This window comes from Deltaproteobacteria bacterium GWA2_45_12, from assembly GCA_001797365.1.
GTDB lineage: Bacteria > UBA10199 > UBA10199 > UBA10199 > UBA10199 > UBA10199.
This window is the reverse complement of sequence record MGPH01000065.1, coordinates 1-11,526: the sequence shown is the minus strand read 5'-3', so window position 1 is coordinate 11,526 and position 11,526 is coordinate 1. Positions and strand designations below refer to the sequence as shown.

11 protein-coding genes and 1 pseudogene are annotated in these 11,526 nt (G+C 46.6%); 3 read left to right on the top strand and 9 right to left on the bottom strand.

Going from position 1 to position 11,526, the window contains the following annotated elements:
- Positions 1-38: 38 nt before the first annotated feature.
- The 5 genes from A2048_10565 to A2048_10545 form a co-directional block, all read right to left on the bottom strand.
- On the bottom strand, positions 39-428 hold the full coding sequence (locus A2048_10565) for a 3-aminobutyryl-CoA ammonia lyase (protein ID OGP07352.1): 390 nt from the start codon (positions 426-428) through the stop codon (positions 39-41).
- A gap of 72 nt (positions 429-500) precedes the next feature.
- The gene (locus A2048_10560; GenBank protein ID OGP07351.1) at positions 501-1,256 is read right to left on the bottom strand and encodes a hypothetical protein; all 756 of its coding nucleotides are present in this window, start codon (positions 1,254-1,256) and stop codon (positions 501-503) included.
- Between the two features lie 94 nt (positions 1,257-1,350).
- Positions 1,351-2,916: a D-lysine 5,6-aminomutase subunit alpha gene (locus A2048_10555; protein ID OGP07350.1), complete on the bottom strand. Its 1,566-nt coding sequence runs from the start codon at positions 2,914-2,916 to the stop codon at positions 1,351-1,353.
- A gap of 177 nt (positions 2,917-3,093) precedes the next feature.
- On the bottom strand, positions 3,094-4,290 hold the full coding sequence (locus A2048_10550; GenBank protein ID OGP07349.1) for a lysine 2,3-aminomutase: 1,197 nt from the start codon (positions 4,288-4,290) through the stop codon (positions 3,094-3,096).
- An 86-nt stretch (positions 4,291-4,376) separates the two neighbouring features.
- On the bottom strand, positions 4,377-5,486 hold the full coding sequence (locus A2048_10545; GenBank protein ID OGP07348.1) for a hypothetical protein: 1,110 nt from the start codon (positions 5,484-5,486) through the stop codon (positions 4,377-4,379).
- Positions 5,487-5,643: 157 nt separating this feature from the next.
- Between A2048_10545 and A2048_10540 the strand changes: the two genes are divergently transcribed.
- The 3 genes from A2048_10540 (at position 5,644) to A2048_10530 (ending at position 6,959) form a co-directional block, all read left to right on the top strand.
- Positions 5,644-5,898 (top strand): 30S ribosomal protein S20, encoded by a 255-nt coding sequence (locus tag A2048_10540; protein ID OGP07347.1) that lies wholly within the window; start codon positions 5,644-5,646, stop codon positions 5,896-5,898.
- Between the two features lie 131 nt (positions 5,899-6,029).
- Positions 6,030-6,218 carry a hypothetical protein gene (locus tag A2048_10535; protein OGP07346.1) on the top strand — a complete coding sequence of 63 codons (189 nt, stop codon included), beginning with the start codon at positions 6,030-6,032 and terminating at the stop codon, positions 6,216-6,218.
- 162 nt (positions 6,219-6,380) lie between these two features.
- Complete coding sequence (locus tag A2048_10530; protein ID OGP07354.1) at positions 6,381-6,959, top strand: hypothetical protein; 579 nt, start codon at positions 6,381-6,383, stop codon at positions 6,957-6,959.
- A 55-nt stretch (positions 6,960-7,014) separates the two neighbouring features.
- On the opposite strand, the gene A2048_10525 is transcribed toward A2048_10530, so the two are convergent.
- From A2048_10525 to A2048_10510, 4 genes and pseudogenes are all read right to left on the bottom strand, one after another.
- Entirely contained in the window at positions 7,015-7,326 is a 312-nt protein-coding gene (locus A2048_10525) for a monothiol glutaredoxin, Grx4 family (GenBank protein ID OGP07345.1), read from the bottom strand.
- Positions 7,327-7,359: 33 nt separating this feature from the next.
- The gene (locus A2048_10520) at positions 7,360-7,617 is read right to left on the bottom strand and encodes a hypothetical protein (protein ID OGP07353.1); all 258 of its coding nucleotides are present in this window, start codon (positions 7,615-7,617) and stop codon (positions 7,360-7,362) included.
- A gap of 148 nt (positions 7,618-7,765) precedes the next feature.
- Positions 7,766-8,527 (bottom strand): hypothetical protein, encoded by a 762-nt coding sequence (locus tag A2048_10515; GenBank protein OGP07344.1) that lies wholly within the window; start codon positions 8,525-8,527, stop codon positions 7,766-7,768.
- Between the two features lie 187 nt (positions 8,528-8,714).
- Positions 8,715-11,526, bottom strand: a pseudogene (locus A2048_10510) (hypothetical protein).

Here is an 11,526-nt window from a genome sequence, read left to right as displayed (position 1 = left end):
ATAATAATTAAATGGTCAGAGCACTAGCAGCGAAGCTGCTAATGTTTTTTCTTCACCACACAGGTCCCCATGGCTTGGGCCACCAAGATGGGTTCTTTAAGAACCGTTGCATGGGTGGGATGTTTGGGGTCGCGGCTTGCTTCAACTATTTTCACGGCTTCAAAGTCTATTGTACGCGATGAATTGCCTTCTCCAACAAGGGTGGCATGCACCTCGATAAAATCCCCTGCATACACGGGGGCCAAAAATTCAACTTCTTCATAGGCCCGGAACAGGCCCTCTTCACCATCATGCCGGATCAAAATTTCCGTGGCGGCATCGCCAAACAATTCCATAATTTTGGAACCGCTGGCTAAACCCTCAGCATAGTGAATGTCTTTGTTTGAAATGCGAGTACGTAAGGTTACTGTAAGTTTGGATGCAGCCATTTTTAAGAAGGAGTGAGGATTCAGAATTCAGGAGTCAGGAGAAAAATACAAAAAACAGTTCTCTTATTTTGACTACTGGCTACTGACTACTGACTCCTTACCTTGTACAAATCGGTGAACAATAAAACTGGCCACTTGCGAGGGTTTGGTGCCCGGACCGAAACCGGCATCATATCCCCACGTAAGCGCATCTTGATGAGTAATGCGTGGGCCTCCGCAAATTTTGATGAGCTTGGGACTGATGCCGGGAGTATTTTTTAGTACTTCCAAAAATTTTTTAAGTTCCACAATGTGTTCGTCACGTTGGGTTACCACCCGGGATATCAGCACGGCATCGGCCTCTAGCTCAACAAGTTTTTTGACAAGTTCCTCCACTGAAACCTGCGCCCTTAAATTGTGGGCTTTCATCCATGGGTAACGTTCAAAACCCCAGTCATGGGCAAAACCCTTCATGTTAAAAATGGCATCAATGCCCACGGTATGGGCATCCGACCCGATACAAGCCCCTACAACCACCAATTTGCGGCCGATTTTTTCTTCAATCAATTTGTTAACATCCTCAAAATTGAGGACGGGGTTTTCAAGTTTAGAAACCTTTATGGATGAAAAATCAATTTCGTGGGTTGTGCTTCCATACACCACAAAAAAAGTGGTTTCCGTGCTCATGGCCTCCATATGAGCCACCAAAATTTTTTCAAATCCCATTTTTTTCAAAAATTCAACGGCCGCTTGTTTTGCTTCGGGGGAAGTTTGAACAGGAAGGGTGAAGGATAATTGAACCATCCCGTCACCATGAATGTCGCCAAAGGGTTTGATTATTGTGGTCATGAGAAAACTAAGGATAGCATCGATAGAGGAGGAGGGAAAATGATTTGTTGCGAACCTTGCCTGCCCGCCTCAGGAGGGTGTTCGCCCTACGTTATCAATCCCTCTCCTTGGGTTGCAGAATATCCATGAAAGGGTTGCAATATCGGCGTGCTTTTTGGAAAACGCCCTCCAGGCCACGGCCCCCATCTCTTTTTCGTGGCATATTGGCAAAATAGCCGTTTTCGATGGTTTCCATAAGTCCGTGTTCTTTTATTTTTTTAAGGAAATCGAGCGTGTTGTCTACTACAGACCTTGCACGGCGGGCCAGTTTCCCATTGGGATTAAATTGAATTTCATCTCCTAAAGATCGCGCAGAATTAAATATGTAATTGGCATTTTTTAAACCCAAGAAACGGTCCTGCAAATGTGGGTTGTGGATGGCCTCGGTATTCATGCCCAAAAGTTGCACGACTTGCTTGGTGGCCACCCCCACCAGATTGAACATGGCGTCGTAGACATGGCTGGTGAAAATATCACCCGTCATGTGACGAGTGGGGGGCATGTATTTAATGGGATGACGCGGGAAAACATCGCGCACCAGCTGGGCCATGGCCAGTTCATAGACAAAACTGTCTTCGATGGTCGGGTCCATTTCAAAGGCATGCCCCAGTCCCATTTGTTCTTCACGAAGCCCCGCATTTTTTGCGAATTGTTCATTGATGAAATGAGATGCCAAAACCTGGTGATGATTTTCGTAAGCTTCGGCCGTGGTTAAATAATTATCTTCCCCGGTTTGAATGCCAATGCCGGCGCGAGCGACAATCAAGCGCGAAAAATATTGGTCGACAAAAGTGCGCTTCATGTTGATGTCGCGGAAAAGAATGCCATACATGGCGTCATTTAAGAGATAGTCCAGATTTTCCTGGGCCCCCATTACGGCAATTTCAGGCATGCACAGGCCGGATGAATAATTACACAAACGAATGTAGCGGTTTAGCTCTTCGGATACTTCATCTAAGGCTTGTCGCATGATTTTAAAATTTTCCTGGGTGGCATAGGTGCCTCCAAACCCTTCGGTGGTCGCACCGTGCGGGACATAATCAAGAAGGCTTTGCGCCGTTGAACGGATGACGGCAATAATATCAGCTCCATTTTGGGCACAGGTGACGGCCTGTTTGACGTCTTCGTGGATATTACCCGTGGCCACAATCAAATAACGAAACGGGGTCCACTGGTATCCAAACCGTCCGCGCATTTTTTCCTTGTGACGGCGTGAGGCGTCGAGCATTTTGATGGTTTCATCCACCCCGGGTTTCAAGGCTTGTTTTATTTCTTCAAAACTGGGTTCGGGCAGGCTGTTGATGTCCAAACTTCCTTCGGCCACTTTGTGGGCCATTTCTGAAAAAGAAATTTTGGGGTTCTTTATTTTTGCGGCAGCCACCCAGGTGGCTGCGCCAAGCGAAAGCTTGTATCGGTCAATTTTATCCACAAACAGGTTGGTTAAAGGGGTGGGGGTGGGTCCGTCCGAGCTAGCCCCTGTTAATCCAAAGAGTCTTAACGTGGCCCGTTCGATGGATACCGTTGAGTGCATCTCGATGTATTTTTGAATGGGACGTACCAAGCCTTCGGCAAGTTCACGACAGGTATCGACTTTGTCGCGGTCCAGATTGAGTTTAGCCATTTATTTTTTGGTGTGGTTCAAAAAGGCTGATACAGTTTTTCAGGAAATAAAAAACAACCAAGGCCATGAATCATTTGCATTCCTGCATAAAAGCGGAGGTCTTGGGTAAAAACACATTTTTGTTGTATCAAAAAAATTTAAAACCACGTTTTTTGGAACCTTGACGACTGATGACTCTTATAATTGGCTTTTAATGGCTTTGCTTGTTGAGCAAGAGCAATCGGTGTCATGCGGTTCCGGGTATATGTATTCCTTTTGTTCGTAATTTCTTAAAACAATTTTATCCTTCTCTTTTCTTACAACGTAATCAGGAAGGATGGGTATTTTGCCGCCGCCGCCCGGTGCATCAATCACAAAGGTGGGGATGGCAAGCCCTGAAATATGTCCTCTTAACGATTCGATAATTTCGATCCCTGTTTGAATGGGGGTTCTAAAATGCCCGATACCTTCGGATAAATCGCATTGGTACAGGTAATAGGGCTTCACCCTCATGGCAATCAGGTCGTAACACAGTTTGCGCATGACCGATGGGCAACTGTTTACCTTTCGTAACAAAACCGACTGATTCATAACGGGAATACCATTATCCACCAAAAGCGCACAAGCCTTTTTTGCTTCCGGGGTTATTTCGTAGGGGTGGTTAAAATGCGTCATAAAGTAGAGGGGTTGGTATTTTTTGAGCATGGCCACCAGGCTTGGAGTAATACGCATGGGGCATACCACCGGAATGCGTGAGCCGATGCGGATGGTGTAAATGTGGGGCATGGCACGCAAGCGTGAAATGACACTTTCGAGCAGTTTTTCCCCCACGACAAGGGCATCCCCCCCTGAAATGATGACATCATGGATTTCCGGATGGTTTTGAATGTACCCGATGCCTTGGTCAATTTGGCGATCAATATGGCTGGCTTTTTCCAGAATAACACGGCGGCGTGTGCAAAAACGGCAATAGACCGAGCAGATTTCGGTAATTAAAAACAGCACACGATCGGGGTAGCGATGCACCAGACCGGGGACGGGCATGTCGGTGTCTTCGGCCAGGGGGTCGCGCATATCCACACCGGGCTCAATGCGCATTTCCAGGCGTGAGGGGACTGTCTGAAGTTTGATGGGGCATTCGGCGTTTTTTTCGTCGATTAAGGACAAATAGTAGGGAGTGGCTGTGAATTTGTATTTTCCCAGTGTGGAGCGGATGCCATTCACTTCATTTTCAAACATGGGGAACAAATCCACAAATTCTTCAGGAGTGGTGACCAGGTTTTGATATTGCCAGTGCCAGTCGTTCCATTGCTCGGGGGTAATCTGGGCCCATTTTTTAAAGCGTTGCCAGTAGGGTTTGGCAGATGATGTGGATGTTTCAATATATGTTTGCATAGATTTCTCCTGTAGGGGCGCTGCTTGCCGCGCCCTCAAATTGGCTGCTTGCCGCGCCCTCAAATTGGGCGCGGCAAGCAGCGCCCCTACGTAAATCGTTCTTCAAACCATTTTTTCAATGACGCATGTTCTCGGAGCAAATTGAACATCAGCTCTGCATGGCCGGGTACATACCCACTTCCCATGACCAAATGAACATCGTGGCCCACGCCTTCAGTACCCAAGACTACGCGCTGGAAAGAGGTGTTCATGCCAAAAAATAAAACTGTTCCTCCTTCACGGCAGGAAAGGATGCCGGACATTTCAGTGTCAGGAACATTGGTTGAATGCAAGACCACATCGGCCATGGTGCCACGGGTTTGGCTATGCACCCATTCATGCACTTTGAGGGTTTGGGTTGAATCGATCAAACCAAAATGCCCTTTCAAATTTTCCTGGCACCAGCTCACGGCTTCTTGGGAAGTGTCCACACCGTAAACACTGGCTCCCAATATTTGGCTCATGGCCGCCATGCTTTTTCCGGCTTTTCCCAAACCTATAATCAAAACCTTGCTTCCTTCTTTAACAAATCTTTTAGCCTGTGCCGGGGCTCCACAAATATCCAAAGCGGCTAAAGTTACGCCCAAGGGCAGATCATCGGGAATTTTGGACGCAAGGCCTGAAGCAAAAAGAATGGCGTGCCCTGTGACATCCACGCGTTCCTTGCTTTTATCTACATGGGTGATCGCATCGATATGAAGAGGCGTTAGCGTGAGTGAAACCAAGGTGATGATGGAATCTCCCACTTTGAATATTTCTTTTAAAGGGTGTTTGGGCCCTATTTGGATGACCTTTCCCAGGCACACGCCCCCTGAATCGGTGACGGGATTATGCATTTTGCCGCGGGTCTGGATTATTTGATGGATATGGTCTCGTAGGGGCGCCGCTTGCTGCGTCCCTAAATTGGGCGCCGCTTGCCGCGCCCCCAAATTGGGCGCAGCAAGCCCTGACACCGTATGGTGCAGGGCAAGCGGCGCCCCTACGAGTTGATGAAAACTCGCCGAATCAATCTGCAGTTGGGAAACTTCGATCAAGATTTCATTATCAAAAATGGGAAGACGGGTGTCTAATTTTTGGGCATTTTGGGGAAGGGTGTAAGCCGGCGTGATGACACGATGAATTCCCCAAACATGACCATGAGTTCGGAATGATGACATACGGAAGTAAGTGTAACAGGCCTTCTAGGTGGCAACAAGACACGGCGCGTTAGAACTTTAATGGCGTGGCTCGTCGCTGGAGCCAACCGACATTGGTGCTTGACAAGGGAGGGGGGGATTTAATAAAAGCTCCCTTCCCTAAACGGAGATCAAATTTATGGCTAATCATCCATCCGCCTTAAAAAGGCATCGTCAAAGTGTTAAACACCGTGCGCAGAACATCGAAATGCGTGCCAAAGTCAAAGCCGCTATCAAGAAATTGAAAGTAGCCAAAAAGGATGATGTGGCTAATTTGCTTCGTCAGGTCTCCAGCCTTCTTCATAAAGCCGCCCAAAAAGGGGTTATTCATAAAAGAAATGCCTCTCGTCGCATTTCTCGTCTGACCAAAAGCACTCATAAGAAAGCTGCTTAACAAAAACTTCAAAGCGACCTTAATTCTTGCCATTTTTTATAAAATAACTCACTCTTGATTTCTTTAACTTTGGCGAAAACTTGATTTTGAGGTTTGGTTCCTCACAGGTTTTGTCCTAGAAAAGGGTAACTATGAGTGATGTTTTAGTTGTGGCTTCGAAGGTAAAAAAATACGTTAAAGATAAATCCCAGATGAGTACGTCATCTGCCGTGATGGAAGTGTTGACACGGGAAGTAACCAAGCTTTTAGACCAGGCCATTGCCCATGCCCAGCAAGATGGCCGTAAAACGGTGATGGATCGCGATTTCCCAGGGCAATAAATAGGGGGAGTAGAGGAGTCAAGATACAGTAGTCAGGGGTCAGTAGTTAGAAGAAGCTCCCCAAAGTTTTTCCATTCTGACTACTAACTTCTGTATCCTGACTCCTTCCCCAATAAAGCCATTGCCTTGACATTCATTTTTCTCTGCGATAGCTCCCCAACCGTGAAAGAAATTTTAGCTAAAATTGTTGAAAAAACAGCTCTTGAAGCGCGTTGGTTGAATACCCTTTCTTTGTTGGAAATGATTGGGGCGCGCAAGATTGGTAAAACTGTTTGCCAAGCTCACCCCGCCTTGGAAATTCTGGAACATTTAAATGACGAAACCCGTCATGCCCTTATTTTTAAAAAATTAAGCCGAGCTCTTGATGAACGGGCGGAAACCTATTTATGTCGTGACGAAGCCATCAGCTATTTTCAAATGCTTGATGCAACGGCTTCAGAGTGGCTTTCAGAACAAATAGGGACGGAAGAACCTTATTATAATTATTGTTTTGTGACTTGTTTGATTGAGCGAAGGGCCATGCAAATTTATCCTGTATACAAAAAAATAACTCCCCATCCAGTGGTGCAAAGAGAATTAGCGCAAATCATTGCTGAAGAAACAAATCACCGACACTTTATTGAGGAAGAAATAAAAAAACTTCAGCAGAAAACAGGTGTTTCCCTTGTAGAAGAGGGACAAAAAATCGAACAAGATTTTTTTGATATTTTTATGGAGTCGGTCAAAAGAGAGATTTCTTGAATCTGAATGTAGGGACAATCCTAATAAGGGGCGCGGCAAGCGGCGTCCCTACGAATCACCCTTTCAATTTTTCCTGCAGTTCACCCCGTTCGAACATTTCAGTGACAATATCGCAGCCGCCGATAAATTCCCCATTGATGAAAATTTGGGGGAGGGTGGGCCATTGGGTGAAGTCTTTGACGCCCTGACGGATGCTGGGGTCAGCCAAGACATCAACGCCGACCACTGACTTGGCGCCGGCTTCTTTAAGCATGTTAATGGCCTGGGCTGAAAAGCCGCATTGAGGAGCCTCTGGAGTTCCCTTCATGAAAATGACGACCTTGTTTTTTGAAACGGTATCTTTGATTTGTTGTTGCATGGTTGACATATTTTTTTGTGTAGGGGCGGGGTAACCCCGCCCTTACGATTGTTTTGTTTTCTCCCACTGGCTTGGGGAATAGGTTTTTAGCTTGAGGGCATGCAAGTCGGCTTTCATGGTTTCTCCCAGGGCGTTAAAAACCATTTTGTGTTGTTCAAGCAATCCTTTTCCCTCAAAGGCTTCAGAGACAACCAAAGCTTCCAAATGGTCGCCATCGCCCACCAGATCACGCACGGAAACCTGCGAGCCCGGGAGGGATTTTTCAATGCATTCTTTCACAAATTGAAGCGATACAGCCATGGGAAGTGTTTTGGTAACAGGCTTTGTAGAGTGTGTCAAGATGGGAAGGTTTCCACAAGAAAGCCAAATTCTTGATCCATTCCTGTATCTAAAACGGCACCACCCCATAGAGTCAAGAGATAACCCAAACCATTTAAGGTTCCCCCATTCAAGATAGCGCCTGTTCGGAGTTTAAAATTCCATGATGCTCCAGAGCGTCAATCAAGGGCAGGGGAAAACTTGTTTGGATGGGATGGGTTTGTAAACCGATGATATTCGGGTTGTCGTAAATTCCTGTGGTTTCTTGAAGCAGGTTTACACACCATTCCATGACAAGAGGATGCTCGGCCCGTATGTCCAGAACAACGCCATCATCTCCCCTGGGCCTTAAGTGATTCACAAAGCCTTGTAAAAATTCTTTGGCCCCTTGGGGGGGAATACCCTGCCATCCAAAATAGTTGATGTGAAGAGGAACTGGGTTGTTTTTTTCGTAATCCAAAATGAGCCGGGCTTTTTGACGGGTGCGCGGATCCCTTGTAACCACCCCTTCTAAAAACTTTTCAGAACACAAATTTTCTGCAGAATCAAAAATAATTATTTCGTTGGTGTCATCCTCTACTCTGTCTAAATGAAGCAAGATCATGTCGCCTTCTTGAATGTGTTGAGCCTCTATTTCCTGGATGATTTGGCGAATGGAAATAGCGCGAGTAGAAAATTGAACAACACGTTTCCCGGGAGCCAGGGCGCGAAGAGTGGTGGGCCCACCCACAAGCATCATGGGCAAGGTGATTCCCTGGGCCCATTTTTCAGGAAGGTATGGAGAGGTGGAAGGTGCATGCCTTTGTGGCCGATTGTTTCTGTCGACTCTTGTTTCCCATGTTCGGCGGACATAGGTGAGCAATTCTTTTTTTCCTTGGGCGGCTTCAACCAAAAGGTCTCTAGAAGGTTGTTGACAAAGTCAAATCGACCCTTCGATCACCGCGTAGCGGGATCCCGTGCGCGGGACGGGGCTCCCTCCAGAGGCGGGCAGGCAGGGTGTTCATGATTTGTTAAGTATAAGTATATACTAGGACATGGTGAGCTTCGTCGAACCATGGATTGGGACTTCGTCAACGCTGTTAAGAAGATACCCATGGGTAATCTCCGTCAGTTGGTAGTTTTTCATTAAATAATAGCTGGCACCCATCGTCTGCTACAATACGATTAAAATAGTCCCGTTTTTCGTGAGCCGTTAATCCCTTGGTCAGATTTTTAAAATGGCTGAAAAAATTGATAATGCAAACGATGTCATTATCAGTGGTGGAAAGCCCTTGTCGACATACTTTTTGTAAAAAGATTTTTATTGCTATCTCATTTTGTGTGTCTTGAACAAAATGAGGATCTAAGAAGCGATACAGATTCGAAAATATATTTTTAATAATCTCACTCATGAGACGGAGCGGAATCCCTTGTTCATAAAGTGAAAAAAACAGATTAATATTTACCCAAGCGGGACATTTGGAATGAGTGCTCCATTGGAGGAAGGCCTCGGCTTCAAGAAGATGCAATGTAATTTGTTGGGGGCCGCTTTCGGGAGTATCTATTGCAATAACATCCCCATGCCGTACAATGACTGGTTCGTTGACGGCGGTTTTGGTTATTCCTTTAATAACATAGATTTTAGTATCCCCCTGATTTTGAGATGTGAGGGTAAGGCTTCCATCTTTGTTGGGTAAGAGCGTGGCTGCATAAAGGCCAGCTATACCAGAATAGCGATCCGAGGGCTGGTTGGCTAAAGCGACCCTATGTTTGAATATATCCAGATGCACGGGATGCGCCTCTTTCAGACTTAAGCTGACATGGTTACCGGCCTTATCATGCCATTGTTTCAGATTTTTTGATCTGCTTTGGGCTGGCCATATTCGAACATGCAAATCTTTGGTTTCAGTTTCGGAAACGCCCAATTTCAAACGAAGTGAATAAGACTTTTCGGTAAAAGAACCCAGTTTATGAAAGCGTCCGGGGGATAGTTGTTCCCAATGGCCGTCGCATTCAACCCACAGGCCGAAGGTTTTATTTTCGGGAGTGAGCAAGTCTGAAATATAAACCCCTTCGTCATCAGCGATGATTCTGGCCGTGAACGGGGGAAGTCCTTCCATGATCATGTCCCCTTGACTTCCCAAAGTGTACCATTGGGGAAACCCCGATTGATGAATGTTAAGCCTGGTCCCCCCTGCAATTTGTGGCGTCCTATCAAAAGATAAATGCTGGCCATAGGCTTCTACAACATCGTTATTAACGGCAGGAAGAATAACAGGTGTGACCCCGAAGACAGGATGCCCCAAAGCGACAGCCGGTGAAAATGCAGGAGAAAGATCTTGTTCTTTTTTGCCGGGCCCAATGGCCAGCAGGGCCGCATGAAAAGTGGCCAGATAGGGCCAGTCGGCGAGGGCTTCAACCCCTGCCAAATGCAAAAATCCGATAAGAGTGCGTGCCATCACGGCAAGGTTTTGTGGATCGGCATTGGAGACATGGGAAGTTAAGAGATAGGGAATGCTGTTGATAAACCGGGCCCGCTGGAAGTCTTCAAGGCGCAATCGATCATAAAGGGGGAGTATTATTTCCTGATAGATGGTTTTGATTTCATCCGGAAAATAGCCCAATTGTTCCAATTTTTTTACACACTGATCTGAAAAGGCCAAGGGGTCATAGGCTGGGCGGCCAAGGATGTCATGAAAAAAGGGAACCCCTTTTTCCATAAAGAAATTGCGTAAGAAAGCGGTCGATTCAAGTTGAAGTGTTCGTCTTACCAAGGCCTCAAATATTTCCCTGATTTTTTCAGGGGTCGTTGCCTGTTTCCAGGAAATAGGGTCGTTGTAATAACGTTTGGCTATTTCGTGATCCCCTTCATGAATCAGGGCCCTTTGACAGGCCGCTTTCATCATTTCTAAACGGGTGGTGCCCTTGATACCATTACATGAAAAAACGGTGAGGCCGGTTCCTGCGGAAAATCCCCCCGTGCTTTCCTTACTATGAAGAAACAGGATTTTTTCATGTCTGGAAAGAGCGTCCCATTGCCCCCTGGAATAAGCATTTGCAAAATCGAGCGCATTATAAAAGGCAACCCCCACTTGATAGGGGTCTTCCAAATAGACATGAATTCCATCAAGGTCATCAAGGGGCACGAATTTGAATTGATCAATGACAAACTGGAGTTGGGCTAGTTTATGAATGGCTTCCTTACGCTGGGCCTTGTTTGCAGGGGAGGGTGATGAGAACAAGGTGCCATAGGTATTGACCATATGCCCAATCACTTGGGCATGAAGACCGGGAAAACGTAACGCTAGCCGGTCTGTGGAAATATCGGGGGCATGTTTGAGAGCTCGAGCAGCCTGCCTGACAGCTTGTTCTGTTTTTTTGAATACGACCCTGAGTTGATTCGCCCTTTTTGCCGCCTGATAAAGGGCGTTGGTTCCCCTATTCAGGATTCTTTTCTCGTCTCTTGATAAATGCTCCCCGTGAATTTGTCTTAACTGGGCCCGGCTGGCCCGGGGGTTTCTTTTGATGGCATCATAAACCGCTTCAAAGCGGTTCCCCAAACGATACAAGCCCAGACTGCGGTCAAGAGCCTCGGCAAAAGCTTGATCAGAAGAGGGAAGATGGGACGTTCCCTGTGCTAGTTGATGTAAGGTCCTGTGTGGAAGAGGCGCGCGAACCCGCCTTGAGGGCATACGGGGGACCAGCATTGCCGAGGCAAACACACCCGGGCGATAAGACCCAGCACCGACCCCCCTGGTCATGTTGATATTTGGTGGTGACATTACAAGATGGTTGTTTCGGCAAATGCCCAGAAAAGTTGCGGGATGTGGATCGACTCGATGCATAAACAAATTGGGGGTAGAAAATATAGGTATTTTCAGGGAATTGGAGTAAAAAAGGCGAGGATTTCTT